Below are 26391 nucleotides of genomic sequence, written 5' to 3'. Positions count from 1 at the left end.
GCGGCGGCGGAAGGGGTTGACCCTGCCCCTGCGTCAGGGTTGGAGCCTGGTCGCATGACGAACAACAGCACTTCCTCGGCTCGGCTCGCCCCGCCGATCGGAGGGTTCCAGGAGATCGAAGGCCGCCGCATTTTCGTGCATCCGTCGGGCAGCGGCGGACCGGCCGTCGTGTTCCTGCCGGGCGCCAGCGCGGTCGGGCTGGACTATTTCGGTGTCCAGCAAGAGGTTTCGCAGTTCACCACCGCTGTGCTGTACGACCGCGGCGGCACGGGCTACAGCGATCAACTCCCGCTGCCGCGCACCGCCGCCGCGGTCGCCACGGAACTGCGCGAGCTGCTGCGCGCCCAGAACATCGCCGCCCCATACGTTCTGGTACCGCACTCTCTCGGCGGCTTCTACGCCCACCGGTTCGCGCAGCTGTACCCACAGGACGTGGCCGGGCTGGTCTGGTTGGACGCCCTCCACCGCGACTGGGACGACTTCATGCCTCCCGCGGCGAGTCTGGCCGCGGTCGAGCAGATGGCACCTGACGGGGAGCAGCTGGAACGGATGCGCCCGGCCCGGCGCGAGATGCACGCCGAGTTGCTCGCGGACTACCCGGAGCACGTGCGGCAGGCGCTGGTCGATGCCAAGGTGAGTGACGAATGGACCCACGTCGGCATCGCCGAGCGCACCAAGTTGGCCGAACTCGCCACCGAACTGCGGGCCGGGCCGAACATTCCCGACGTCCCGGTGGTTGCTCTCACCGTGGTCGGCACCGACCCCGCCCAGCAGACGCTGACGTCGGAGCGGACATTGCAAGAGATGCATGACGGCCACACGAGAATGGACGCGGCCCTGGTGAGCGCGGTCTCGCACGGGGAACAACGCATCCTCTCCGACACTGTCCACCACCGACTCTGCTTCGACCGCCCCGATGCCGTGGTCCAGGCGATCCGCGACGTCGTCGACCGAGCTCGCCCCTAGACTCGGCACGACCACGTTGTACGAAGACCCGAGGCGGACGGTGCTCACGATCAGCCAGCTCGCGGCAACCGCCGGCGTGACCGTGCGCACCGTACGCCACTACCACCACGTCGGCCTGTTGCCCGAGCCCGCGCGCGATGCCTCCGGCTACCGCCGGTACAGCGCGCAAGCGGCGGTGGATCTCATCCGGATAAGGACCCTCGCCGATGCCGGGGTGCCACTGGCCCGTATCGACGCGCTGCTGCATGCGCAGCCGACCGAATTCGCCGCGGCCATCACCGACATCGACGCCGAATTGCAGCGCAAGATCGACCAGCTCGCCGAATACCGCCGCAGGATCGCCGAACTGGCCGGCGGCGAAAGGCTTGTCCTGCCCCCCGAGGTGGTCGCCATCCTGAACCGGATGCGCAGTCTCGGGGTCAGCGAACGGAGGGTACGACTCGAGCGCGACTCGTGGATCCTGATGCAGGCACTGGACCCGCACGTCATGCCGCAGCGGATACGGGACAAGAACGCCGGCTTCGACGACCCCGAGACGACGCGCCTGTATCTCGCCTGTGATCAATCAGTCGACTGGGATCCGCACGATCCACGCCTGGACCGGCTCATCGACGACCTGGACGCATGGGAGATCACGCACGAACGAGACAGCAACCGGGCGGGGTATCTGAAGCTGGTCTCTTCCCGGATCTCCGAGGCGTCACCGGCATGGCAACGCATCGTCGAGGCGCTCGCCCACCGCGCCAAGCAGCGCCGACCCGCCGGGCACGACAGCTGACAGGCGCAGCAGAGCCCGAGAACCGCCCCGGCTGACCGGTTCACCGGGCAGGGCCCTCGGCAAGGGTGTGCGCGACGAGGGCGTTGGCGTGGCCGTGCCCCAGGCCGTGTTCGGCCTTGAGCCAGGAGACGAGTTCCATGTGCTTGGTCAGGTGCGAGGAGCGGATGAGCTCCTTCCACTCAGGGATCGGGCGGCCGTACTTCTTCTCGATCGAAGGGAAGTAGCCGGCAGGGCCCTTCACGGTTTCCGTCATGTCGGCAGTGCTCCATCCATCTGTTCGGAACGATCTTGCGGTGGGTGGCGCGCAGGCAGGGGTGCGCGGGTCAACCACTTGTATGACCGGAGCGGAAGCGTGAAGTGATCGCTGAAGCAGGAGTGATCCGGGTCACATTCGATCGCCCGACGCCCAGGGCCGCAGTTGGCCGCGCACACGGCCTTCGGGGCATCGTCGCCGCCGGTGATCCCCAAGACGGCAGAGGTGCGGAACCTCAGGGAGCCGGTGGCTGAGGTCGACCCGCGCCGACCAGCCATGGGATGAGGGCCTACTGGATGCTCCAGCGGTGCGGGTGCAGGGGATCGGATGGGCAGGCGAAGATGTTGAGCTCGCCGCAGCGGCCCACGGTGACCTCGGTAGGCCTGGCGGCCCCCAGGCGTGCGGGTAGGTCCCGCTCCTCCAGAGGTATCCAGCTGCCGCTGCCGCCATCCCACTCCGAGCTGTCGAGGGTCAGCAGGAGTTCCATCGGTGTCATGCAGGCCGGGCAGTCCATGGGGGAGGGGTCGGTCGCATGCCACGATGCGAATCCGCCGGCGCGCCAGCCGGGCGGAATGGACAGGTCGTTCTGATAGTCGTACTGATGGGCGGGCGGCTCGGCCGCCGACTGCCCCCGGGCCTGTTCGGCTTCTTCCTCCAGGGCTTCCTCCCAGGCGTCGATCCGGGCGCACAGGTCTTCGGGCAGAAGCCCGGCGAACGGATACGTCACCACCTGCTCCGGGTGCAGTACACAGGGTTCCGCCACATACCTCGGGGAGCCGATGACCTGCGGCTTCGGCGGCGAAGCCAGCACCTCGGCGACCTCGCGCGACCGGCGCCAGCGCAGCTGCAGGCCCAGGCCGTACCGGCTGTCGCCGTGCGCGTTGAAGGGGCACCAGAAAACCTGGAGGAGGTCGCAGCCGTCCGGCCCCGCCGGCAGGTCGGGGATGTCCCTCCGGTACAACTGCGCAAGGCCGATCATCGGGAGCGGGTCGGTCTCACAGGCCCCTGGAATCCGATGCTCGCGACGCAGCTCGTCCACGAGCTCGCGCTCCTCGTCAGTGGGCCCGGAGGCGGGGTCACGGGCCCACGCGGCGGACAGGACCTGCCGTTCCCGGTGAATGTCGGCAAGGCGCCGACCACGCCCGCGCCCGTGAAGCTCGGTGCACACCGGCCATGGCTCGTCCGCCGGCCACAACAGAGGCCCGCCCACGGAACTGGCCGACACGTCCGGGCTGCCCGGCCGCGGGTGCAGCCGGGTCGTCGTGCCGCGGTACGCGGCCAGTTCGGGGAAGAGGCCCTCGGCATCAAGCGGGCGCGGCGGCGTGGTCCTCGTCATGGACGCGACCCTAAACGCCCGACTCGGCGACCGAGCACCGGGTACCGAGCACACCCTTGCCGGTTTCCCTTGAAGCCCGGGCCCTGACCGCGAAGGTGTCCTGGACGGAGTCGGGTGGCTCCGGCCCGTCCGCCGACGGTCTCGGTTCTGGTCTCACTCGGCCCCGTCCGGGGTCGTCCACATTGAGCGGCGTGGGGCCGAGTGGGCCGAGGCGGGTGGAGTGGGTGGAGCAGATGGAGCGGAGGGAGCCGGGTCGAGCAGTGTGACGGGGCCGGCCGGGCTGATCAGTACCAGCCCTTGTCCTGCCAGGAGGACCAGGCGCCGCAGGGGCTGCCGTAGCGGTCGTTCATGTAGTCCAGGCCCCACTTGATCTGGGTGGCCGGGTTGGTCTTCCAGTCCGCGCCCGCGGACGCCATCTTCTTGCCCGGCAGGGCCTGGACCAGGCCGTACGCACCGCTGGAGGTGTTGGCCGCGTTCACGTCCCAGCCGCTCTCGTGCGACACGATCTTGCTGAAGCACTGGAACTGTGCGTCGTCGGCGATCAGCTTCTGCGCCACAGCCTTGGCCGAACCGGCGGCCGGAGCGGCCGAGGCCGTGGCCGGGTTCATGCCGATCACCATGCCGGCGGTGCCCAGTACAAGGGCGGAGCCGACGAGAGCGGACTTCGGGCGGTTGGCGATGCGGCTGACGAGCGAGCGGGACAACGTGGCGACCTAACGTCGGGGGCGGGGGTGTCGCGCAGGCATGCCGGACTCACGGACGTACGAGAGTTGGGGGTCCGGCCGCCTGAGGGGGCGCTGCAGGTCGAGTGAAGAGAACCGGCGGCGCCTTGCGACTGGACCAGTTCTAGCGCTGCGCCCGGCCCACCGCAACGACCGCTGTTACTAGTGGAGGTCGCATCCGGCAGGAAGTGTCGCGGGGGGTTGACGCGGACCGTTCGTGCAGGTCGCAGCGCGGATCGGAGGGGCAGTTCACCCCTCTCAATTCGTACTATTTCGGCTCGTACCGTACTGAAGCCCTGTGGGGCGCCTCACTCCAGGAGGGCCTGTCGGGGGCCTCGAATGTGACCTGCACCTCGAAGCGGGCGCGGCGCGTGGCACGGCGCAGCGCCTTGAGGACGGTGGAGCCGATGGTGAGGGTCAGTACGACGGTGAGCACGGCACGCCCCAGATCCCAGCCGAGCGAGGTCGCCACGCAGTAGGCGACGAAACGGACCAGGTTCTCGTGGACCGGGTCGCCGGGGTGGAAGGAGACGCCCGAGGAGAGGCCGCCGATGTACGTCCAGCCCTGCAGGTTCATGACCGTGCCGTAGGCGAACGCGGCGACGGCACCGTACAGCCCGAGCATCAGCAGCTCGGCGCGGCCGCGCAGGCGGTCCGGGCCCGGCAGCAGTCCGGCGCCCATCGTGAACCACCCCATCGCCAGCATCTGGAACGGCATCCAGGGGCCGACCCCGCCGGTGAGCAGCGCGGACGCGAACATCGTGACCGAGCCGAGGACGAAGCCGAAGCCGGGACCGAGGACCCGGCCGCTCAGCACCATCAGGAAGAACATGGGCTCCAGGCCGGCGGTCCCCGCGCCGAGCGGGCGCAGCGCGGCGCCGACAGCCGCGAGTACCCCGAGCATGGCCACGGCTTTCGCGTCCATCCCGGTGTCGGCGATCGTCGCGACGACCACGGCGACGAGGAGCGGGAGCAGTGCGGCGAACAGCCACGGGGCGTCGGCGGAGTGGGCGAGCCCGGAATCGGAGTCGGCCAGCAGCGGCCAGCCGAAGGCGATGACGCCGATCGCGCTGATGAGGGCGAGTGCGGTGACGGAACGGGGGCCGAGGCGTACGGCGCGGGCCTGCGGGGTGGTCACAGTGCCTCCGCCTCCCGCACCTGCGCGACGGTCAGCCACTTCTGCGGGGCCAGGATCTTGGCGACCTGGGGCGCGAAGGCGGGGGAGGAGACGACGACCTCGGAGGTCGGGCCGTCCGCGACGATCTCGCCGTCGGCCAGGATCACGACGCGGTGCGCGAGGTCGGCGGCCAGCTCCACGTCGTGGGTGGCCAGGACGATGGCGTGCCCCTCGGCGGCCAGGTCCCTGAGGACGCCGACGAGCCGGGCCTTCGCCGCATAGTCCAGACCGCGGGTCGGCTCGTCGAGGAGGAGCAGCGGGGGCCGGCCGGTCAGCACGATGGCCAGGGCGAGGGCGAGTCGCTGCCCCTCGGAGAGATCGCGGGGGTGGGTCGCGTCCGGTACGTCGGGGAGCAGCTCGCTCACCAGGGCCCGGCAGGAGCCGGGGGTGGCGCCGGCGTCCGCGTCGGCGGCCGCGCACTCGGCGGCCACGGTGTCGGCGTACAGCAGATCGCGGGGCTCCTGCGGGACGAGGCCGACCTGGCGGATCAGCTCGCGGGGAGGGGTGCGGTGGGGGGTGAGACCGCCGACGAGGACGCTGCCGGAGGTGGGTTCGACCATGCCCACGAGGCTGGAGAGGAGGGTCGACTTTCCGGCGCCGTTGCGGCCCATGAGGGCGATGGTCTCGCCGGGGGCCACGGAGAGACCGACGCGGCGGAGGGCTTCGATGCGGTCGCGGCGGACGGTGAGCGCCTGGACCTCGGCGAGGGGGCCGTGCGAGGTGTCCTTCGCCGGACGGGCGGCGAAGATGCCCCGTCGGCGATTGAGGCGCGGGGTCGGGGGCGGAGTGCCGGTTGCGGCAAGGCGCGGGGTCGGGAGTGGAGTGCCGGTCGCGGGAAGGCGTGGGGTGGGGGAAAGGTCCGCCAGGCGCTCCCGCAGGGCACCGGCCCTGCGCCGCGCGTCCCGTACGGACAGCGGCAGCGGGTCCCAGCCCGCCAGCCGGCCCAGCGCCACCACCGGCGGGTATACGGGGGAGACCGCCATGATGCCGGCCGGGTCGCCGACGACCGGGGGCGCGCCGGGGGCGGGGAGCAGGATGACCTGGTCCGCGTACTGCACCACCCGCTCCAGGCGGTGCTCCGCCATCAGAATCGTCGTGCCGAGATCGTGGACCAGACGCTGGAGGACCGCCAGCACCTCCTCCGCCGCGGCCGGGTCCAGCGCGGACGTCGGCTCGTCGAGCACAAGGATCCTGGGGTGCGGGGTCAGTACGGAGCCGATCGCGACCCGCTGCTGCTGACCGCCCGACAGCGTTGCGATGGGGCGGTCCCGCAGCTCGGCCATGCCGAGCAGGTCCAGCGTCTCCTCGACGCGCCGGCGCATCACCTCGGGGGCGAGGCCCAGCGACTCCATGCCGTACGCCAGCTCGTCCTCGACCGTGTCGGTGACGAAGTGGGCGAGCGGGTCCTGGCCCACCGTGCCGACGAGATCGGCGAGTTCGCGCGGCTTGTGGGTGCGGGTGTCGCGGCCGTCGACGGTGACGCGGCCGCGCAGGGTGCCTCCGGTGAAGTGCGGGACCAGCCCGGAGACCGCACTCAGCAGTGTCGACTTGCCGACACCGGAGGGGCCGACGAGAAGCACCAGCTCGCCCTCGGGGACGGTCAGATCGACACCGCTGATCGCAGGCGCGCCGGCATCGCCGTACGTCACCGACACGTCTTCGAAGCGGATCACGGGGTCGACTCCTTGGGTCCCTGGGGCACGGGGGCGATGAAAGCGGGCAGCAGGCCGACGAGGATGCTCGCCGCGGGCCACAGCGGCAGCGTCGGCGCGATCAGCGGTACGACACCGGGGTGCAGGGCCTCCGGGGCGGATGTCCCCGCCCGGATCATCAGCGCCCCGACGGCCACGCCGGATCCGGCCACGAGCCAGGACCTGAGGTCCCAGCGGTCGGGGCGGTAGCGGGTCCGTACGGAGCGGCGGCCGCCGAGCCACAGGCCGCCCGCCGCCGCGAGGAGACCGGCGACCAGCAATGGCACCCCGTAGCCGAGGCCCGTCGCGTCGAGCAACCCGTACGAACCGGCGCAGACGCCGAGGAGACCGCCGAGGGTGAGGACGGTCGTGGTGCGGCGGACGGCGGGCGGGACATCGGCCATCCGCCCGTACCCGCGCGCGTCCATCGAGGCGGCGACCGCGACCGACCGCTCCAACGCGCCCTCCAGGACCGGCAGTCCGATCTGGACGATCGCCTTGATGCCGCCGGTGGGGCGGCCGCGCAGACGGCGGGCGGTACGGAGCCGGACCACGTCGGCGACCATGTTCGGCGCGAAGGTCATGGCGACGACGACGGCGACCCCTACCTCGTACAGGGCGCCCGGCAGGGACTTGAGCAGCCGGGCCGGGTTGGCGAGGGCGTTGGCCGCGCCCACGCAGATCAGGAGGGTGGCGAGCTTGGCACCGTCGTACAGCGCGAAGACCAGCTGCTCGGCGGAGACCCGGCCGCCGATCCGTACGCCGCGCGCCCAGTCGGGCAGCGGGACTTCGGGGAGGGCGAACAGGACGTGCGTACCGGGGATCGGCGAGCCGAGGACGACGGAGAAGAGGACGCGGATGGCGATGACGACGAGCCCGAGTTTGACGAACGCTCCGTACGAACGGGCCCAGGGCGCATCGGTACGGCGGGCGGCGACGACGTACCCCGCGACGCCGACGAGGAGCCCGAGGAGGAGCGGATTGGTGGTCCGCGACGCGGCGGTGGCCAGCCCGAGGGCCCACAGCCACCAGGCCCCGGCGTGCAGGGCGTTGCTTCTGCCGGCGACGGGCGCACGCAGCGCGGAGGGCACGCGGGGTGCGGACCGGACGTGCGGTGCGGACCGGACGCGCGGTGCGGAGGGCACGTTCGGTGCGGAGGGCACGTTCGGTGCGGAGGGCACGCCGGGTGTGCCAACGCCCTGGCGGCCGGCGGCCTTCGGGGGAGTTGTTCCGCCACCGCGGCGGTCGCTCGCGCGGGGCACGTCGCCTCCCTGGCGGCTGGTCATCCGCGGCGGCGGCGTGACTGCCATACCGCCGCGGCGCCGAGGCCCAGAACCGCCGCGATGCCGGCGATGATCCCGACCGCCGGGCCGCCCTTGTCCGAAGCCGACTCCGCAGCCGAACCCGAGCCCGAGGCCGAATCCGTGGCCGAGCCGGCGTCCGCGTTGGCGTCCGATGCCGAAGGCGTCCCCGTGGGCTTCCCGGCCGCGACCTGTTCGCCGCAGCCCGACTCCGGGTAGCCGGTGATGCCGCAGAGCAGCGCCCCGCTGTTGTAGCGCAGCGGCTTCGCCACCGCCGCCAGCGCCTCCGCGCTGGTCGCATCCTCGCCGACCTGCGCACACACCGTCCGTGACGCGGGCGGCTTCTCGCCCTCCGGTGCGTCGGCCGGAGTACCGGGGTCGATGACGAGCGCGATCCGCTTGGTGCTGTCCCTCGGGGGCGTCCGGCCGCAGATCGCCTCGAAGTCGGGGGCCGTACGCGGCTGCGCCGAGTCCCCGCTGTCCTCGCTCACCGAGAACCGGAAGCCGTGCACGGAGCCGTCGGACGGCTTCGCGGTGGCCGGGCCCTGAGTGGCGTACGTCCACTTCCCGCCGCTGCTCTCCCAGAACGACCAGTACCGGTAGCCGGCGGCCTGCGCCGGCCCCGCGCCCAGCACCGTGAGCGCGGCGCCGAGCGCGAGGACGAGGGAGAGGAGCCGGGTACGCATCACCGCTGCCGGTTCTTCCGGCGGCCGCTCAGGAGGAAACCGGCGCCGACGCTCGCGGCGAAGAACGCGCCCACGATCCACCACAGCCCCATGCCGGAGCCGTCGCTGTCCTTCTTGTCCTTGTCCTTCTTCTCGTCCGCGGCCGGCTTCTCCGGCGCGGGCCCGGTCGCGTTCAGCCCCGAGACCAGGTCCGCACCGCCGAAGCTCTTCGGGTCGGCGCCGGTGGCGTGCGCGGCCAGCACCAGCTGGGCGTACGCGGCCGGGCCGGTCTCCCTCGCCCAGGCCGGCGCGTTCTTCTGCAGCCACTCGAGCGGCTTCTTCGCCTCGTCGGTCAGCCCCTGCGCGGACAGCGCGACGACTGCGTCCGCCGTGTTCCCGAAGTCGGGCTTCTCGGCCGGGTCGGTGGCGCCGGGCATCGGCGGCGTGTTGAGGTGGCCGGTCTTGGCCAGCGCGGCCGCGAGGTACGCGGCGCCGTTGTGGCCCGCGCCCTCCACCGTTGTCGCCTTCTCGCAGACCGTCCCCTTGGCGTCCTTCGTCCCGGCGGTCACGACCAGGCCCTTGCCCTGCGCGGCGAGCACCGCCGCCGCCGTGGAGTCGGCGATCATGCCGGGCGACTTCTGCTGGTACACAAAGGCTCCGGCGTCCTTCCCGCCGCACGGCTTCGCGAACGTCAGCAGCGAGTCGTACGGCGTCTTGCCGCCCTTCGACTTCACCGCGTCCGGCTTCTCGCCGGCGGCGGCGAGCGCGCCGATCACTATGGAGGTGGAGTTGGCGTCGCTGGCGCCGCCCGGGTTGTAGCCCCAGCCGCCGTCCTCGTTCTGCACGGACTTCAGCCAGCCGACGGTCTTCTTCACGGTGGCGTCCTGGCCGCCCAGTGCGGCGAGAGCCTGCACGGCGGCCGCGGTGGCGTTGGAGTCCAGCGGCAGCTTGGCGTCGCAGGCCTTGGCCGCGTCGGCGCGGTACGAGGGGAAGCCGCCGCTGTCGCACTGCTGCCCGGTCAGCCAGTCCACGGCCTTCGCGGCGGGCTTGACGCCGACCGTGTCCTGCGCGAGCAGGGCCAGCGACTGCCGCCAGACCCCGTCGTACGTCGGGTCGCCCTTGCCGTACAGGCCGGCGGGCAGCGCGGGGGCGGAGGGAGTCGGGGTCGGTGCCGCGAAGGAGGCGGGGGCAGCGGCCACGCAGAGTACGGCGGATGCGGCGAGCAAGGCTGCGCTGCGGCGAACGGTCATGGCGGGCGGTGCCTCTCCATTGGGGAGCCGGACGCAGGCACGCTCAGGTACCAGGCTCGGGCTCCGTATACCTCGACGGTGCCGGCCACCGGAATTCCGGTGACGGGAGCCACGCACGTCCGTACAGGGCAGTCCGGCTCACCGCCTCCCGGGCGGATCACGGTTGCGGGTCAGCGCCGGAATTGCACCGGCTTCCCCCTGTACGGGCATGATGACGACTTGCCCACTCTACCGGCCGGTCACCGGCGCCCCGCGGGGGCCGCCCGGCTGTGACGCGGCGGCCGTCAGAGGGCCACGTACGCCGTCGGGACGCTGCCCGCCAGAGCCTCCGCCCGCCCCAGCTTCACCAGCCGCCGCAGATGCGCTTCGGCCTCCGAGACCGCGATGTTCCGGGACCCGTACGGGATCTGTCCCCAGGGCCGGTTCCACTCCATCCGCTCGGCGACCTGCCAGGGCGTGAGCGGCTCGGCCAGCAGCGCGAGCAGACCGGTCAGCCGGTCCTCGTGGTGGGCGAGCAGCTCCTGCACCCGGCCCGCCGCGTCCGGGAAGGCGTACTGGTGCGCCGGGAGCACCTCGGCGGGGGCGAGGCGGCCGATGCGCTCGAGCGAGTCGAGGTAGTCACCGAGGGGGTCGGTGACCGTGGCGTCGTCCGGGTCCTCGTAGAGCCCTATGTGCGGGGTGATCTCGGGGAGCAGGTGATCACCGGAGAAGAGGCGGCCGTTGCCGGGTCTGTTCGCCGGGTGAGCCTCTTCGAGGTGGAGGCAGACATGGCCGGGGGTGTGGCCAGGGGTCCAGACGGCGCGCAGCCGGCGGCCCGCCAGATCGAGCAGTTCGCCGGGAACGATCTCCCGGTCGGGCAGGGCCGCCCGCAGGCCGGGCAGCCTGCTCGTCCGGCCCGCTGCACGGGCGGTACGCAGCGGGGCGGTGTGCTCCTCGGGGGCACCGGCCCTGGCGAGTTTGTCCGCCAAGTAGTCCAGCCAGAGGCCCGGTTCGGCCTCCCGGGTACGGCGTACGACCGCGCTGTCGGCGGCGTGCATCGCGATCCAGGCGCCCGAGGCTTCGCGGACCTGCCCGGAGAGGCCGTGGTGGTCGGGATGGTGATGGGTGATGACCACCCCGTGGATGTCGGCGACGGAGACGTCGAGGGCGCCCAGCCCGGCGACGAGGGTGTCCCAGGAGGCCGGGTCGTCCCAGCCGGTGTCGATGAGCACGGGGCCGCGGCCGGTCTCGAGCAGGTGGACCAGGGTGTGACCGAGGGGGTTGTCCGGGATGGGCACCTCGATGGACCAGACGCCTGCGCCGTGATCGGTCACCTGAGTCATGGAGGTCTCATCTCTCGTCGGCGGCACGGCCATTGCTCACTATAACTAGAACTGGTATCAGTTCTGAAGCAGCGTCAGAAAAGTGCCGGGCCGCAGGAGGCAGCACCATGACCGAGCTTGTCGAACACGGAAAGCTGTTCATCGGCGGGGAGTTGACCGAACCCCTCGGCAGCGATGCCATCGAGGTCGTCTCACCCCACACCGAGCAGGTCATCGGGCGGGTCCCCCATGCCTCGCGGGCGGATGTCGACCGGGCGGTGGCCGTCGCCCGCAAGGCCTTCGACGAGGGGTCCTGGCCGCGGATGCCGCTCGAGGAGCGCATCGCGGTGGTGAGCCGGATCAAGGACGGGGTCGCCGTACGGCACGAGGAGATCGCCCGCTCCATCAGCTCGCAGAACGGTTCCCCCTATTCCTGGAGCGTGCTCGCCCAGGCGCTCGGCGCGATGATGGTGTGGGACGCGGCGATCACGGTCGCGCGGGACTTTCCGCACGAGGAGCAGCGGGCCGGGATCCTCGGGCCGATCCTCGTACGGCGTGAGCCGGTGGGTGTCGTCGCGGCCGTCGTGCCGTGGAACGTCCCGCAGTTCACAGCGGCGGCCAAGCTGGCGCCCGCGCTGCTGGCCGGCTGCACGGTGGTGCTCAAGCCGTCGCCGGAGTCGCCCCTGGACTCGTACATCCTCGGTGAGATCGCGCAGGAGGCCGGGCTGCCCGAAGGCGTCCTGTCGATCCTGCCCGCGGACCGTGAGGTGAGCGAGTATCTGGTGGGGCACCCGGGCGTCGACAAGGTGTCCTTCACCGGTTCCGTCGCCGCGGGCAGGCGGGTCATGGAGGTCGCCTCGCGCAATCTCACCCGCGTCACGCTGGAGCTGGGCGGCAAGTCGGCGGCCGTGATCCTGCCCGACGCGGATCTGGAGACGGCGGTCGCCGGGATCGTCCCGGCCGCCTGGATGAACAACGGGCAGGCCTGCGTGGCCCAGACCCGTATCCTCGCGCCGCACAGCCGCTACGACGAGATCGCGGAGGCGTTCGCGGCGGCGGCGAGCGCGCTCGTCGTCGGGGACCCGCTGGACCCGGCCACCCAGGTCGGCCCGCTGGTGGCCGCCCGTCAGCAGCAGCGCTCGCTGGACTGCATCCGGATCGGCCAGGAGGAGGGCGCCAAGATCCTCAGCGGTGGCGGGCGTCCGGCGGACCTGGAGCGCGGCTGGTACGTCGAACCGACCCTCTTCGGCGGTGTCGACAACTCCATGCGCGTCGCCCGCGAGGAGATTTTCGGGCCGGTGATCTGCCTGCTGCCGTACGAGGACGAGGGCGAGGCGGCCGCGATTGCGAACGACTCCGACTACGGGCTCAGCGGCAGCGTGTGGACCGCCGACGTCGAGCACGGCATCGACTTCGCCCGTCGGGTCAGGACGGGCACGTACAACGTCAACACCTTCAGTCTCGACATGCTTGGGCCGTTCGGGGGCTACAAGAACTCCGGTGTGGGTCGGGAGTTCGGGCCCGAGGGGTACGGCGCGTACCTTGAGCACAAGATGATCCATCTGCCGGCAGGGTACGGAGGACACTGATGGGAGACCGCTGGCACGTCGAGGTGGACCGGAGCGTCTGCATCGGATCGGGTATGTGCGTGGGTCACGCCCCGGACGGGTTCCGGCTGGACACCGCGCGGCAGTCGCACCCGCAGGCGGACGACGCCGACGCCAACGAGCAGATCCTCGCCGCGGCGGAGAACTGCCCGGTCGAGGCGATCACCGTCACCCTGCTGGACGGTGGGGAGCCGGTCTTCCCGCCCGAGGATTAGCCCTTGCGAATGCCCGCGCGAACGTCCGTGCGAGACTTCTCCCTCGATCGCGCGGGCAACGGGCCCGTGCACAGCCTGAATTGGGAGAATTGTGCGCAAGGCGAGGTGGGCGGCCGCGGCTGCCGGTGTGGTGCTGCTCGTGGCGGGATGCGGCAGCGAGGGCGGTTCGGACAAGGGCAAGGGCGGCGCCGGTTCGTCCGGTTCCTCGTCCTCGGCTCCGGCCGAAGCGGGCGGGGAAGCGGGCGGGAGCCTGGACGCGGCCACGGTAGCCAAGGAGGTCGGGGACGCGGCCACGGCGGCCGGGTTCACCGAGAAGCCGTCGGACGACGTTCCGGCCGCCCTCAAGGAATGCATGGTCTCGTGGCAGGCCGACGACAAGAAGGTCACCGACTCCAAGAAGTCCTACGACACGACGGTCGCCAGCCTCGCGAAGGGCGGCTGGAAGGAGTCGCAGAGCGTCGACCAGCAGGGCTCGACCATCAAGTCGCTGGACAAGAGCGGCTGGACCGTGAAGGCGAGCCACCAGGGCAAGGCGGGGACCTTCCTGATGATCACGTTCATGGCCGCGGACAACGGCCCCGAGTGCGAAAAGGTCTTCCGGGAGGACCTGGAGAAGAACAAGAAGCCGTAGCCCGGTCAGCCCCGCCCGCGCCCCTTTGCGGGCGCGGTCGGCGCCGGAGCGGGCGACGAGACCGGTGTCGTCGCAGTCGCCGGTGTCGTCAGGTCGATCAGCCTGCACACCATCTCGATGTCTATCTTCACCTGGGCGATCGAGGCGCGCCCCGACAGCCAGGTGATCAGCGCGGAGTGCCAGGTGTGCTCGATCACCCGCACCGCGGAGAGCTGCTCGGGCGTCGGGTTCTCCAGCCCCATGGCGTCGAGAATGATCGCCGTCGTCTGACGGGAGACGGTGTCCACCTCGGGGCTGACGCTGCGGTCCGCGAAAGTCAGCGCCCGCACCATCGCGTCCGCCAGCTGCGGCTCGCGCTGGAGCGCCCGGAAGGCCCGCATCAGCGTCTCGGCGACCCGCTCCGCCGCGCTGTCCCCGCCCGGGGGCCGCTTCCGCAGCGTCGTGTGCAGGTGCTGGAGCTGGTCCTGCATGGTGGCGACCAGCAGATGGATCTTGGAAGGGAAGTAGCGGTAGAGCGTGCCGAGCGCGACGCTCGACGACTCGGCGACCTCACGCATCTGCACGGCGTCGAAGCCGCCCCGGCTGGCCAGCTGGGCACTGGCGTGCAGGATGCGACGGCGGCGCGCCTCCTGGCGTTCCGTCAGGGGCGGCGACGCCGGCACCGGCGACTTGGCTTCCGCGGTCATATGTCCCGTTCCATGAGCGAGCCCGGATCGCACAGCATGTCAGGACGTCTGTCGTGGCGCGAATCACCTGATCCGGCCCTTACAGCGGCGCTACCTGCCGGTAGATTCGAAGCTCCTTGAACGATCAAGTCTGAAACTTGTTCTAGATTAGCGCGAGCGGCTACGCTCCGGCGAAACGCAGCGAGAAGGGGGCCGTGAGTGACCGCTGAGGCCATAGAGGCCGGGCCCCGCGCGGGCACGTCCGGCGGCGGTGACGCTCCGCTGCGCATCGCGCTCCTCACCTACAAGGGGAACCCGTTCTGCGGCGGCCAGGGCGTCTATGTACGGCACCTTTCGCGCGAGCTCGCCCGCCTCGGCCACAGCGTCGAGGTGATCGGCGCCCAGCCCTATCCCGTACTCGACGAAGGTGTGCCGCTCACCGAGCTCGGCAGCCTCGACCTGTACCGGAGCCCGGACCCCTTCCGTACGCCGAAACGCGGCGAGTACCGCGACTGGGTGGACGCGCTCGAGGTCGCCACCATGTGGACCGGCGGGTTTCCCGAACCGCTGACCTTCTCGCTGCGCGCCCGCCGTCATCTGGCCGCGCGCCGCGGCGAGTTCGACGTCATCCACGACAACCAGACGCTGGGCTACGGGCTCCTCGCCGACCTCGGCGCGCCGCTCGTCACCACCATCCACCACCCCATCACCGTCGACCGGCAGCTGGAGCTGGACGCCGCCGAGAACTGGAAGCGCCGCGCGTCCGTGCGCCGCTGGTACGGCTTCACCCGTATGCAGAAGCGCGTCGCGCGCCGGCTTCCGTCCGTGCTCACCGTCTCCGGCTCCTCGCAGCAGGAGATCGTCGACCACCTCGGCGTACGGCCCGACCGCGTCCATGTGGTGCACATCGGAGCCGACACCGACCTCTTCTCGCCCCATCCGGCGGTCGCCGAGGTCCCGGGCCGGATCGTCACCACCTCCAGCGCGGACGTCCCGCTCAAGGGCCTCGTCCATCTCGTCGAGGCGCTCGCGAAGCTCCGTACGGAGAACCCCGCCGCCCATCTCGTCGTCGTCGGCAGGCGCGCCGAGGACGGACCGGTCGCACAGCTCATCGAGCGCTACGGCCTCCAGGATGCCGTCGAGTTCGTCAAGGGCATCACCGACGCCGAACTGGTCGACCTGGTGCGCAGCGCGCAGATCGCCTGTGTGCCGTCCCTGTACGAGGGCTTCTCGCTGCCCGCCGCCGAGGCGATGGCCACCGGCACGCCGCTGGTCGCGACGACGGGCGGTGCGATCCCGGAGGTCGCGGGCCCGGACGGCGAGACCTGTCTGGCCGTGCCGCCGGGCGACGCGGGGGCGCTCGCCGCGGCGCTCGGGCGCCTGCTGGGTGACGAGGAGCTGCGCGTACGGCTCGGTGCGGCGGGCCGGGAGCGGGTGCTGGCGCGTTTCACCTGGGCCAGGGCCGCCCAGGGCACGGCCGAGTTGTATCGCGAGGCCATCGCCGCCCGGGCGGGTCGTTCCGTGGCCGGGCATCCGGGCCGCTCCGCGGCCCAAGGGGTTGCCCGATGAGGCAGAACCTCCAGGCCCCGGACCTTTCCGCGGCCTGGCATTCCGGCCGCTCCGCGGCCATAGAAAGGTGCGCTCGGCACAAGGGCGCCGCCACCCACCCGGAAGGGCAGACCCCGTGCTGACCGTCGACTTCTCCCGCTTCCCGCTCGCCCCGGGCGACCGCGTGCTCGACCTGGGCTGCGGCGCAGGCCGGCACGCGTTCGAGTGCTACCGGCGCGGCGCCCAGGTCGTGGCCCTCGACCAGAACGGCGAGGAGATCCGCGAGGTCGCCAAGTGGTTTGCCGCGATGAAGGAGGCAGGGGAGGCCCCGGAGGGTGCCACCGCCACCGCCATGGAGGGTGACGCGCTCAATCTGCCCTTCCCCGACGAGTCCTTCGACGTCGTGATCATCTCCGAGGTGATGGAGCACATCCCCGACGACAAGGGCGTGCTCGCCGAGATGGTGCGGGTGCTCAGGCCCGGCGGGCGGATCGCCGTCACCGTGCCGCGCTACGGCCCCGAGAAAGTCTGCTGGGCGCTGAGCGACGCGTACCACGAGGTCGAGGGCGGCCACATCCGTATCTACAAGGCCGACGAGCTGCTCGGCAGGATGAGGGAAGCCGGCCTCAAGCCGTACGGCACGCACCACGCGCATGCGCTGCACTCGCCGTACTGGTGGCTCAAGTGCGCCTTCGGCGTGGACAACGACAAGGCCCTGCCGGTGCGTGCCTACCACAAGCTGCTGGTCTGGGACATCATGAAGAAGCCCCTGGTCACGCGGCTCGCCGAGCAGGCGCTGAACCCGGTGGTCGGCAAGAGCTTCGTGGCGTACGCGACCAAGCCCCACCTGCCTGCGGTGGCCGCCAAGTGACAACTCCGGGACGTACGGAACATCTCGTCCTGCCCGGGGTCCTCACCGCGGAGGAGGCTGCCCGGACCGTCGCCGGGATACTCGCCGTGCAGCGTGAGGACGGCGCGATCCCCTGGTTCCGCGGCCATCACCTGGATCCGTGGGACCACACCGAGGCTGCCATGGCGCTGGACGCGGCGGGCGAGCACGAGGCCGCGGCCCGCGCGTACGAGTGGCTGATGCGGCATCAGAACGAGGACGGGTCCTGGTACGCCGCGTACCACGACGGCGAGGCGGACCGGCCCACCGACCTGGGCCGCGAGTCCAACTTCTGCGCGTACATCGCCGTCGGCGTCTGGCACCACTTCCTGGCCACCGGCGACGAGATGTTCCTCGAACGGATGTGGCCGGCGGTCTTCGCCGCGATCGAGTTCGTGCTGGGGCTTCAGCAGCCCGGGGGTCAGATCGGCTGGAAGCGCGAGGCGGACGGCACGCCGGTCAACGACGCGCTGCTGACCGGCAGTTCGTCGGTCCACCAGGCACTGCGCTGCGCGCTGGCGATCGCAGAGGAGCGCGAAGAGCCGCAGCCCGACTGGGAGCTGGCGGCGGGCGCACTCGCCCATGCGATCTGCCGGCACCCGGAGCGCTTCCTCGACAAGAACCGCTACTCCATGGACTGGTACTACCCGGTGCTCGGCGGCGCGCTGACGGGCGCGGAGGCCACCTCCCGTATCGAGGACGGCTGGGACCGCTTCGTGGTCCCCGGGCTCGGCGTACGGTGCGTGCTGCCCAACCCGTGGGTCACGGGCGGCGAGAGCTGCGAACTCGCCCTGGCCCTGTGGGTGATGGGCGAGTCCGACCGGGCGCTGGAGATCCTGCAGTCCATCCAGCATCTGCGCGCCGAGGACGGCATGTACTGGACGGGGTACGTCTTCGAGGGCGAACGGGCCGTGTGGCCGGAGGAGCTCACCACCTGGACGGCAGGCTCGCTGCTGCTGGCGGTGGCCGCGCTCGGGGGGGACGAGGCGACGACGGCGGTGTTCGGGGGCGAGCGGCTGCCGCGGGGCCTGGCGCCGGACTGCTGCTAGTGCCGCGGGACCGGAATCGTTTGCCGTTGTTTGACGGTTGACGGTTGTCGGCTGAGCAGCCGAAGGGGCAGAGCGCCGATTCGGCCGCGCCCTGCCCGTCGCGCCGCCGCGGCTCTCTATCGACAGCTTGGTATGGTGCGCACCGCTTGGAGAGTTGTGGCAGCGCTCGAGGGAGAGGGGCCAGGCGGCAATGCAGGCGTCAGAGGTCCCGCGTGCGGTGGCCGCGGCCATGTCGACCGCCTCATCACTTGACCTGACAGTCGACGACGCGATCGTTCTTCATGACTCGAACAAGCTCACTCTGCGACTGCTGCCTTGTGACGTCCTGGCCCGGGTGGCACCTGTAGCGCATCAGGTCGCACAGTTCGAAGTCGAGCTTGCTCAGCGGCTCGCCGAATCCGGGTGCCCCGTGGCTGCCCTCGAGCCTCGAGTGGAGCCACGCGTCCATGAGCGTGATGGCTTCGTGGTCACGCTGTGGACCTACTACGAACCCGTGACACCGCGAGAGGTCTCACCAGCCGAATACGCCCGTGCGCTCGAGCGGCTGCATGCCGGCATGCGCAAGCTCGATGTCCCGACGCCGCAATTCACGGATCGAGTCGAGCAGGCTCAACAACTCGTGGCGAACCGAGACCACACTCCGGCGCTCGCCGACGCGGACCGGGAGCTGCTCGGCGACACGTTACGAAGCCTGAGACGAGTGATCGGCGAGCGCGGCGGCGCCGAGCAGCTGCTGCACGGCGAGCCGCACCCGGGCAACGTGCTCACCACGAAGAACGGGCTGCTGTTCATAGACCTTGAGACGTGTTGCCGTGGGCCCGTCGAATTCGACCTCGCCCATGCGCCCGAAGAAGTCAGCGAGCACTATCCGGGTGTCGATCAAGACTTGCTGCGCGAGTGCCGGATCCTCGTGCTGGCGATGATCACAGCGTGGCGCTGGGATCGAGGCGACCAACTCCCCAACGGGCGCCGGCTGGGCACAGAGTGGCTCAGCCGGATCCGAGCAGCACTCGATCGCAACGGCCTGGATATCCATGGCTGATCGCGGACCTTCGAGGTCGTAGCCGGCCGGCTGTTGATGTCGGGATCCACCGTGATCCTGGCCTTGGCCGGTCGTGGGCGAGATCCAGTCGCACATGTCGACGGCTCGACTACCGATTCGGACTCCGTCGAGACAAGGCGAACGTTGCCGGTACCCGAACGACCAGTCCTCAGGACGCGGGTCGTGGTGTTGATGAGCGGCGCGTCCCGCGTGAGCTCCCGGACCCCGCGCCTCCGTCGCCGGCCGAGCAGAATTGCAGCTCTGCCGGCGATGGAGGACACGCTCGAAGGGCGTACGCCCTAGTGCCGGCGCAGGCGGCCCGCCACCGCGTGGCCCACGAAGAGGTAGACCACCGCGGCCAGCCCGTAGCCCGCAACCACGCGGGCCCAGGCCTCGTCGAAGGTGAAGAGGTCGTAGGACCAGCCGGCGAGCCAGCGGGCCGAGTCCTGGACGAAGCCGACCAGGTCGTTGGCCCGGTTGGCGTCCAGCAGATACATGAGGATCCAGAGGCCGAGGATGACGGCCATGACATCCGCGACGATCATGATGACCGTGGCGGCCTGATTCGTTCCGTTGCGATGACGAGTGGCCATAGCCATCGGATTGCCGATTGTGAGCGGGTGAAACCCGTTCGGGCTCGCCCAAGTGGCGGTACGGCGGGGTCGGGGCGAGGCTGACGCCAACCGATCAGGGAGGTCTGCCATGTCCACTGCCGGTCCGATTCGCCGCCCGGTCGTCGCGTTTCTGCTTGCCTGCACCCTGCTGGTCACCGCGACCGCGTGCGGCAGCGACGGCGAAGGCGGCGACACGGCGGCGACGCCGACCGGCTCGGCGGAGGCGCAGAAGTTCGCCAAGACGAGATTCGTCGCCAACGCGGGTCTCGCGGCCGGGGCGACGTACCAGTGGATCGTGAAGCCCTACCGGGCAGGCACGTTCAAGAAGGGCGCGGAGGGCCAGAAGTTCGCACTGGTCAAGGCGGGTCTGGCGGGTGCGTTCGCGTACAACAGGCTCAAAGCGGCGGTGAACAACGCCAAGGGCGACGAGCTGCTGTCGAAAGCGCTGGTACCGGTGATGGCGGGCATCGAATCGCTGAAGGGGCTGGGGACCAAACTGCGCAAGGGTGAGGTGGGGGCGGCGGATGTGGGCGCCTTCGAGTCCGTCATCACCGATGTCAAGGAGGCGGGCAGGAGCGCGGGCGCGGAGGTCACCGACAAGGTGCCGTCCGTCTCCCAGCTCGGCGGCTGAGCAGCTTCGTTCGGCCGGTCAGCCTCCCGAACAGTGGGCAGTGGGCGGTGGGCGGTGAGGCATCGCTCAGCTGTTGAGCTCGGCCAGGACCCGCAGCGTGTGCGGGTCCGGGGCGGTCACCAGCAGGTCGGTGACCGGGCCCTTGCGCCACAACTCCAGGCGCTCCGCGATGCGTTCACGCGGGCCGACCAGGGAGATCTCGTCCGCGAACGCGTCCGGGACCGCGAGCACGGCCTCCTCGCGGCGGCCCTCGGCGAACAGAGCCTGGATGCGCCGGGCCTCGTCCTCGAAGCCCATCCGCGCCATCAGGTCGGCGTGGAAGTTCCGGGCGGCGTGGCCCATACCCCCGATGTAGAAGCCGAGCATGGCCTTGACGGGCAGCAGCCCCTCCGCGACGTCGTCGCAGACCTTGGCGCGTGCCATCGGCGCGATCACGAAGCCCTCCGGGATGCCGGTGAGTGAGGCCTCGTAGACGTCCGCGCGCATCGGGGACCAGTACAGCGGCAGCCAGCCGTCGGCGATACGTGTCGTCTGGGCGATGTTCTTGGGGCCCTCGGCGCCCAGCAGGACGGGCAGTCCGGCCCGGAGAGGATGGGTGATGGGCTTGAGCGCCTTGCCGATGCCGGTGCCGTCCTCTCCCGCGTACGGATGGGAGTGGTAGCGGCCCGCCAGCTCAACGGGGGCCTCGCGGCGCAGGACTTGGCGGATCACCTCGACGTACTCGCGGGTCGCTGTCAGCGGGCTCTTCGGGAACGGGCGGCCGTACCAGCCCTCCACCACCTGCGGCCCCGAGAGACCGAGTCCCAGCATCGTCCGGCCGCCGGAGAGATGGTCCAGGGTGAGCGCGTGCATCGCGGTGGCGGTGGGGGTGCGGGCGGCCATCTGCGCCACCGCCGTGCCCAGACGGATCCGGGAGGTGTGCGCCGCGATCCAGGTGAGCGGGGTGAAGGCGTCGGAGCCCCAGGCCTCCGCCGTCCACACGGAGTCGTAGCCCAGTCGCTCGGCCTCGCGGGCGAGGTCGAGGTGGCCGGAGTCCGGGCCGCGGCCCCAGTAGCCGAGAGCGAGTCCGAGTCGCATACCAGGTCCCCTCCAGCGATACGTATCTGACGGGGCGTCAGGGTACGGCAACGGCCCCCCGCCCGGAAGGGCGAGGGGCCGCTGCGCGGACCGTGTGCGTCAGCCGCGCTGGATACCCGTGGTGTCCTGCAGTACGCCGCGACGGCCGTCCTGCGTCTGGGCCACCAGGCCGGGGCCGCGCTGCTCGACCGCGAGGTACCAGGTGCCGGGCGCGAGCTCGGCGATCGGGGTCGGCGAACCGTCCTCGCCGTACAGCGGACGGGCCACCGGTACCGCGAACCAGAACGGGGTGAAGTCGCCGGTCCCGCCGGTGGCCTGCGGCGCGGCCGGAGCCGACTGCTGCTGACCGGGGCCGGGCTGCGGCTGGCCGCCGTACGGCTGCGGCTGACCCGGCTGGGCGCCGTAGGGCTGCTGCTGCTGGGCACCCGGGTAGCCGTAGCCACCGGCCGGCGGCTGCGCGCCGTACGGCTGCGGGGCGGCCGGACTCGGGGCGCCGACGAGGGGCGCCTTGAGGGCCGATACCAGCGGCGAGGCGACCGCGCCGACGGCAAGCGCGATGGTGGCGAGCAGACCCAGGATCATGCCGGCGCCCGCGTCCCCCTCCATGTCGATGATCGTCCAGAACGCCGTCCACAGAGCGAAGACGGAGAAGGCGACCCCGAACTGTCCGAGGTCGAGCCCGGCGACCTTGCGTCCCGGCATGCTGCGGCCCACGACGATCAGCGCGGCGCCGATGACACCTGAGAGGAACATGCTCATCAGGAGACCCAGCATCTCCCACGCGTTCGGCAGGTCCGGGTTGCCGCAGTCTGTCCCGCTGGGGCAGTCGATGCTGTAGAGGTTGAGGAACGAGGCGATGAACAGCACCACCGCTGCTCCGATCACCACGCCATCGCCTCGAGTGAGGGAGCGGATGTTCACGTAAAAGTCCTTCGTCGGTCGTCTCATCGGGGCGGTCGTCGCTGCCGCCGGTACGGCGGTGTGCACGGCGCGGGAGTTCGGGGGTGCTCCCCATCGTAGAGGTGAATCTATCGCCTGCCGGAGCCGGGCGTCTGCCGGGTATCAGTTACCCGTTGAGGTAGCTGCCGATGCCGTCCGCCATTCCCTGCGCCGCCTTCTGCCGCCAGCTCGGGTCGGTCAGCAGAGCGGCGTCCTTCGGGTCACGCATATTGCCGCATTCGATGAACACCTTGGGCACGGTGGACAGATTGAGGCCGCCGAGATCCTTGCGTACGTCCAACCCCGTACCGCCGCCGACGTAGTTGGAGGGGGCGCTGCCGGTCGCGCGTACGAACTTCCCGGCGATCCGCTCGCCGAGCTCGCGCGACGGGCCGACGATGGGTGCGGTGTCCGCCGCACCAGCCTTGACCAGGGCGGGGAGGATCACATGGAACCCGCGGTTGCCGGTCGCCGAACCGTCGGCGTGGATGGAGACGACGGCATCGGCCTTGGTTTTGTTGCCGAATTGAGCCCGCTCGTCGACGCAGGGGCCGAACGGTCGGTCATTGCTGTGGGTGAATTTGACCGTTGCGCCCTGCTTCTCGAGCAGGGTGCGAAGACGTTGTGAAACATCGAAGGTGAATTCGGCTTCGGTGTATCCGGCGTTGGTGGCCGTGCCCGTCGTGTCGCATTCTTTGCGATTGGTGCCGATATCGACGAGTTGGTTGATTTCTCGTGAATGGCGGAAATTGCCGCGATTGTGCCCCGGGTCGACGACGACGACCTTGCCGGCGAGCGGCCCCGACCCGCTGCCCTTGCCGTTAGAGGGCGAGGGCGAGGGGGAGGCGGCCGGGGAGGAAGCCGACGGGGAGGGCGCCCGGTCGGGCTCGGTGGCGGTGGTCGCCCGGCTGGGCGGCGGGAGTACCTTCGGCGGCTTGTTGTCCGCGGGACCGCTCGCCGTCTGCCAGACGAGCCATCCGACCAGGGCGGTCGGCACCAGCGCGGCGACCGTGAGGAGGCCCCGCCGGGGTCGGCGCGGTCCGGTGGCAGGAGAGTGGTTCTCGTCGTACGGCACGGTCGCGATGCTAGCCCTCCGGCTCAGATGCCCGTTCCCGTACGGCGCAGGACGCGCAGTGAGTCGTGCGCCGAGACCTCGGTGAACGCACGGGACGCAAGCGCCCGGAGGTAGACGCGGTACGGGGCCTGGCCGCCGTCCGCAGGGTCGGGGAAGACGTCGTGGATGACGAGGAGGCCGCCCTCGGCGACATGCGGTGCCCAGCCCTCGTAATCGCCGCCCGCGTGCTCGTCCGTGTGGCCGCCGTCGATGAATACCAGGCCGAGCGGCGTACCCCAGACCGCGGCCACCTGTGGGGAGCGGCCGACGACGGCGATGACGTGCTCCTCCAGGCCCGCCCTGTGCAGAGTGCGGCGGAAGGTCGGGAGGGTGTCCATCTCGCCGACCTCCGGGTCGACCACGGTCGGGTCGTGGTACTCCCAGCCCGGCTGCTGCTCCTCACTGCCCCGGTGGTGGTCGACCGTGATCGCACTCGTCCCGGCCTCCCGGGCGGCGTCGGCGAGCAGGATCGTCGAGCGCCCGCAGTAGGTGCCCACCTCGAGCAGCGGCAGCCCGAGCGCGGCAGCCTCCGTGGCGGCCGCGTACAGGGCGAGGCCCTCGGCCACGGGCATGAAGCCCTTGGCGGCCTCGAAGGCGGCGAGGGTCTCCGGCTTGGGAGCGGCGGCCATGGGGGTTCCTCCTGGTCGTGCGCGTGGTCATGTACGGTCCGGGTCGCCCATGGTGCCGTACGGCCGGAGCGCCGGGGACGGGAACCCTGGCATCTGACCTTCCGTCAGATTGAAACGTGTTCTAGTCTGCCGCGCATGGGGATCGGAATCACGCAGGAGCAACGGGAGTTGGCGCAGTCGGTGCGCGGCTGGCTGGCGCGCGCGGTGCCCCCCGAGGAGGTGCGCAAGCTGCTCGACGCGCCCGCATGCGGAGTCGGGCGCCCCGCCTACTGGGACGGTGCCGCCGAGCAGGGACTCCTCGGCGTACATCTCGCCGAGGAGTACGGCGGCGGGGGCGGCACGCTCCTCGACCTGGCCGTCGTCCTGGAGGAGACCGGCCGGGGCGCGCTGCCGGGGCCGTATCTCGCCAGCCTCCTCGCCTCCGAGGTGCTGCGGCGTGCCGGCCGGGGCGAGCTCGTCGCCGCGCTGGCGGGCGGGGAGCGGATCGGAGCCGTCGCGCTCGGGACCGGCACGCTGGCGGCTGTCACTGTCGACGGGGGCTACCGGCTGGACGGGACCGCGCCGCCCGTACTGGCCGGGGCGCAGGCCGGTCTGCTGCTGCTCGCCGCGGAGGCGGCGCACGGCACGCTCTGGGCCGCGGTGGACGCCGAGACGCTCACCGTGCGCGCCCACGACAGTGCGGACCCGACCCGGCCGACCGCCGAGGTGACGGCGCACGGCCTGATCGTCCCGCAGGCGCGGGTGCTCACGGTCGATACCGCACTCGTACGGGATCTGGCTGCCGTGCTCCTCGCGGCGGAGGCATGCGGGGTGGCCGCACGGTGTCTGGAGACCGCCGTCGCGTACGCCAAGGTGCGCGAGCAGTTCGGCCGGCCCATCGGGCAGTTCCAGGGCGTCAAGCATCTCTGCGCCGACATGCTGGTGCGCCTCGAGCAGGCCCGCGCGCTGGCGTGGGACGCGGCACGCGCGGCGGACGACGTCCGCCAGGTGCGGGGGCTCGTCGCCTCGCTCGCCGCCGGGACCGCGCTGGACGCCGCGTACTCCTGCGCCAAGGACTGCATCCAGGTGCTCGGCGGCATCGGCTTCACCTGGGAGCACGACGCACACCTGTATCTGCGCCGGGCCCTCGTCGCACGCCAGCTGCTGGGAGCGGGTGACACCCACCGGCTACGGGCCGTCCGGCTCGCCGCCGCCGGGGCTCGGCGCGAGCTCAGGCTGGAGCTGCCCGCCGAGGCGCAGACACACCGGGAGCGTGCGCGCGAGGCCGTCGCGGCGGCACGCGGACTGGATCCGCCCGCCGCCCGCCGCGCCCTCGCCCCCACCGGATACGCGGCGCCGCACCTCCCGGCGCCGTACGGCCTGGGTGCAGGTCCCGTCCAGCAGCTCGTCGTACAGCAGGAGCTGACGCACGCCGGGGTCGAGCCGAGCGCTCTGGGCATCGCGACCTGGGTGGTGCCCTCGCTCCTCGCGTACGGCACGGAGGAACAGAGGGAACGCTTTCTGCTGCCGACCCTGCGCGGCGATCTGCTCTGGTGCCAGCTGTTCTCCGAACCCGGCGCGGGATCGGACCTGGCCTCCCTGCGAACCAGGGCGGAGAGAGCCGAGGACGGCGGCTGGCGCATCACCGGCCAGAAGGTGTGGACGAGCGCCGCGCAGGGGGCCGACTACGGCATCCTGCTCGCCCGCACCGACCCCGGCGCCCCCAAGCACAAGGGGCTCACCTACTTCCTCGTCGACATGAAGCAGACGGCCGGCATCGACATCCGCCCGCTGAAGGAGATCACCGGCGACTCCCTCTTCAACGAGGTGTACTTCGAAGGGGCGATGCTGCCCGAGGACGCCGTCGTCGGGCAGGTGAACGACGGCTGGAAGGTCGCCCGCAACACCCTCGGCAACGAACGCGTCCACATGGCCGACCAGATGGCCTTCGGCACCGGCCTCGAAGCGCTGCTCGCCCGGGCTCCCGGCCTCGACGGCGCGTACCGCGCGCGCATCGGGACACTGGCCGCCGAGGCGCACGCCCTCGGCTGCATCGGGCTGCGTACGACGATGCGGCAGGTGTCGGGTCTCGAACCCGGCGCGGGCGCATCCGTACGCAAACTCATCCAGACCGCGCACCAGCAGAAGACGGCCGAGCTCGCCCTCGAACTGCTCGGCCCCGAGGGCGCCCTGTGCGAAGGCGCCGGGGAGCGGGCCGTGCACAGCCTGCTGCTGTCGCGCTGCCTCACCATCGCCGGCGGCACCACCCAGGTCCAGCTCAACGTCGTCGCCGAGCGCATCCTCGGCCTCCCGCGAGACTGA

Annotated in this window: 26 protein-coding genes and 1 riboswitch; of the genes, 11 read left to right on the top strand and 15 right to left on the bottom strand. The window is 71.3% G+C overall.

Annotated elements, in window-relative coordinates; translation table 11 throughout:
* Positions 1-54 precede the first annotated feature (54 nt).
* Positions 55-966 carry an alpha/beta fold hydrolase gene (locus OG883_RS23220; RefSeq protein ID WP_266544062.1) on the top strand — a complete coding sequence of 304 codons (912 nt, stop codon included), beginning with the start codon at positions 55-57 and terminating at the stop codon, positions 964-966.
* On the top strand, positions 917-1744 hold the full coding sequence (locus tag OG883_RS23215) for a MerR family transcriptional regulator (RefSeq protein ID WP_266544061.1): 828 nt from the start codon (positions 917-919) through the stop codon (positions 1742-1744). The genes OG883_RS23220 and OG883_RS23215 overlap by 50 nt, the downstream gene beginning before the upstream one ends.
* Before the next feature lie 40 nt (positions 1745-1784).
* Here the strand turns inward: OG883_RS23215 and OG883_RS23210 are convergent, their stop codons facing one another.
* The 9 genes from OG883_RS23210 to OG883_RS23170 all read right to left on the bottom strand — a co-directional run bounded on the left by OG883_RS23210 (position 1785) and on the right by OG883_RS23170 (position 11461).
* Positions 1785-1997 (bottom strand): DUF4287 domain-containing protein, encoded by a 213-nt coding sequence (locus OG883_RS23210; RefSeq protein ID WP_266544058.1) that lies wholly within the window; start codon positions 1995-1997, stop codon positions 1785-1787.
* A 289-nt stretch (positions 1998-2286) separates the two neighbouring features.
* Positions 2287-3333, bottom strand: a complete 1047-nt coding sequence (locus tag OG883_RS23205; protein WP_266544056.1) for a hypothetical protein — start codon at positions 3331-3333, stop codon at positions 2287-2289.
* 284 nt (positions 3334-3617) lie between these two features.
* The gene (locus OG883_RS23200; protein ID WP_266544053.1) at positions 3618-4037 is read right to left on the bottom strand and encodes a transglycosylase SLT domain-containing protein; all 420 of its coding nucleotides are present in this window, start codon (positions 4035-4037) and stop codon (positions 3618-3620) included.
* A 286-nt stretch (positions 4038-4323) separates the two neighbouring features.
* Positions 4324-5193 carry an ECF transporter S component gene (locus tag OG883_RS23195; RefSeq protein WP_266544050.1) on the bottom strand — a complete coding sequence of 290 codons (870 nt, stop codon included), beginning with the start codon at positions 5191-5193 and terminating at the stop codon, positions 4324-4326.
* Positions 5190-6905 carry an ABC transporter ATP-binding protein gene (locus OG883_RS23190; protein ID WP_266544048.1) on the bottom strand — a complete coding sequence of 572 codons (1716 nt, stop codon included), beginning with the start codon at positions 6903-6905 and terminating at the stop codon, positions 5190-5192. Before OG883_RS23190 ends, OG883_RS23195 begins: the two co-directional genes overlap by 4 nt.
* Positions 6902-8014, bottom strand: coding sequence for an energy-coupling factor transporter transmembrane component T (locus tag OG883_RS23185; protein ID WP_266549366.1), 1113 nt, complete (start codon positions 8012-8014; stop codon positions 6902-6904). The genes OG883_RS23190 and OG883_RS23185 overlap by 4 nt, the downstream gene beginning before the upstream one ends.
* 191 nt (positions 8015-8205) lie before the next feature.
* Entirely contained in the window at positions 8206-8910 is a 705-nt protein-coding gene (locus tag OG883_RS23180; RefSeq protein WP_266544047.1) for an SCO2322 family protein, read from the bottom strand.
* The gene (locus OG883_RS23175; RefSeq protein WP_266544045.1) at positions 8910-10139 is read right to left on the bottom strand and encodes a prenyltransferase/squalene oxidase repeat-containing protein; all 1230 of its coding nucleotides are present in this window, start codon (positions 10137-10139) and stop codon (positions 8910-8912) included. Before OG883_RS23175 ends, OG883_RS23180 begins: the two co-directional genes overlap by 1 nt.
* 126 nt (positions 10140-10265) lie before the next feature.
* Positions 10266-10339, bottom strand: a riboswitch (cobalamin riboswitch).
* 84 nt (positions 10340-10423) lie between these two features.
* Positions 10424-11461 (bottom strand): MBL fold metallo-hydrolase, encoded by a 1038-nt coding sequence (locus tag OG883_RS23170; protein WP_266544042.1) that lies wholly within the window; start codon positions 11459-11461, stop codon positions 10424-10426.
* A gap of 107 nt (positions 11462-11568) precedes the next feature.
* Here OG883_RS23170 and OG883_RS23165 point away from each other — a divergent pair, with 107 nt between their 5' ends.
* The 3 genes from OG883_RS23165 to OG883_RS23155 all read left to right on the top strand — a co-directional run bounded on the left by OG883_RS23165 (position 11569) and on the right by OG883_RS23155 (position 13893).
* Positions 11569-13029, top strand: coding sequence for an aldehyde dehydrogenase (locus OG883_RS23165; protein WP_266544040.1), 1461 nt, complete (start codon positions 11569-11571; stop codon positions 13027-13029).
* Entirely contained in the window at positions 13029-13262 is a 234-nt protein-coding gene (locus tag OG883_RS23160) for a ferredoxin (RefSeq protein ID WP_266544038.1), read from the top strand. Before OG883_RS23165 ends, OG883_RS23160 begins: the two co-directional genes overlap by 1 nt.
* Before the next feature lie 91 nt (positions 13263-13353).
* Complete coding sequence (locus OG883_RS23155) at positions 13354-13893, top strand: hypothetical protein (protein ID WP_266544035.1); 540 nt, start codon at positions 13354-13356, stop codon at positions 13891-13893.
* Positions 13894-13898: 5 nt separating this feature from the next.
* On the opposite strand, the gene OG883_RS23150 is transcribed toward OG883_RS23155, so the two are convergent.
* Positions 13899-14579 (bottom strand): TetR family transcriptional regulator, encoded by a 681-nt coding sequence (locus OG883_RS23150; protein WP_266544033.1) that lies wholly within the window; start codon positions 14577-14579, stop codon positions 13899-13901.
* A gap of 198 nt (positions 14580-14777) precedes the next feature.
* On the opposite strand from OG883_RS23150, the gene OG883_RS23145 reads away from it, so the two are divergent.
* The 4 genes from OG883_RS23145 to OG883_RS23130 all read left to right on the top strand — a co-directional run bounded on the left by OG883_RS23145 (position 14778) and on the right by OG883_RS23130 (position 19086).
* On the top strand, positions 14778-16127 hold the full coding sequence (locus tag OG883_RS23145) for a glycosyltransferase family 4 protein (protein WP_266544030.1): 1350 nt from the start codon (positions 14778-14780) through the stop codon (positions 16125-16127).
* 115 nt (positions 16128-16242) lie between these two features.
* Positions 16243-16977: a class I SAM-dependent methyltransferase gene (locus OG883_RS23140; RefSeq protein ID WP_266544027.1), complete on the top strand. Its 735-nt coding sequence runs from the start codon at positions 16243-16245 to the stop codon at positions 16975-16977.
* A complete protein-coding gene (locus OG883_RS23135) occupies positions 16974-18044 on the top strand; it encodes a prenyltransferase (protein WP_266544024.1) in 1071 nt (356 codons plus the stop codon). The genes OG883_RS23140 and OG883_RS23135 overlap by 4 nt, the downstream gene beginning before the upstream one ends.
* A 190-nt stretch (positions 18045-18234) precedes the next feature.
* Positions 18235-19086, top strand: a complete 852-nt coding sequence (locus OG883_RS23130; RefSeq protein ID WP_266544021.1) for a phosphotransferase enzyme family protein — start codon at positions 18235-18237, stop codon at positions 19084-19086.
* A 299-nt stretch (positions 19087-19385) separates the two neighbouring features.
* Here OG883_RS23130 and OG883_RS23125 read toward each other — a convergent pair whose 3' ends face one another.
* Positions 19386-19679: a hypothetical protein gene (locus OG883_RS23125; protein WP_266549363.1), complete on the bottom strand. Its 294-nt coding sequence runs from the start codon at positions 19677-19679 to the stop codon at positions 19386-19388.
* 109 nt (positions 19680-19788) lie between these two features.
* Between OG883_RS23125 and OG883_RS23120 the strand changes: the two genes are divergently transcribed.
* Positions 19789-20331, top strand: a complete 543-nt coding sequence (locus tag OG883_RS23120; RefSeq protein WP_266544018.1) for a hypothetical protein — start codon at positions 19789-19791, stop codon at positions 20329-20331.
* Between the two features lie 66 nt (positions 20332-20397).
* On the opposite strand, the gene OG883_RS23115 is transcribed toward OG883_RS23120, so the two are convergent.
* The 4 genes from OG883_RS23115 to OG883_RS23100 form a co-directional block, all read right to left on the bottom strand.
* A complete protein-coding gene (locus OG883_RS23115) occupies positions 20398-21408 on the bottom strand; it encodes an LLM class F420-dependent oxidoreductase (protein ID WP_266544015.1) in 1011 nt (336 codons plus the stop codon).
* A 99-nt stretch (positions 21409-21507) separates the two neighbouring features.
* Complete coding sequence (locus OG883_RS23110; protein ID WP_266544012.1) at positions 21508-22329, bottom strand: DUF5336 domain-containing protein; 822 nt, start codon at positions 22327-22329, stop codon at positions 21508-21510.
* Between the two features lie 145 nt (positions 22330-22474).
* Positions 22475-23422: an N-acetylmuramoyl-L-alanine amidase gene (locus OG883_RS23105; protein WP_266544010.1), complete on the bottom strand. Its 948-nt coding sequence runs from the start codon at positions 23420-23422 to the stop codon at positions 22475-22477.
* 23 nt (positions 23423-23445) lie between these two features.
* A complete protein-coding gene (locus OG883_RS23100) occupies positions 23446-24090 on the bottom strand; it encodes a class I SAM-dependent methyltransferase (RefSeq protein WP_266544007.1) in 645 nt (214 codons plus the stop codon).
* 135 nt (positions 24091-24225) lie between these two features.
* On the opposite strand from OG883_RS23100, the gene OG883_RS23095 reads away from it, so the two are divergent.
* Positions 24226-26391 (top strand): acyl-CoA dehydrogenase, encoded by a 2166-nt coding sequence (locus OG883_RS23095; protein ID WP_266544005.1) that lies wholly within the window; start codon positions 24226-24228, stop codon positions 26389-26391.

It is taken from the genome of Streptomyces sp. NBC_01142 (genome assembly GCF_026341125.1).
Lineage (GTDB): Bacteria > Actinomycetota > Actinomycetes > Streptomycetales > Streptomycetaceae > Streptomyces.
Note: the sequence above shows the minus strand (reverse complement) of the source record. Positions and strands in the feature narration are given on the sequence as shown.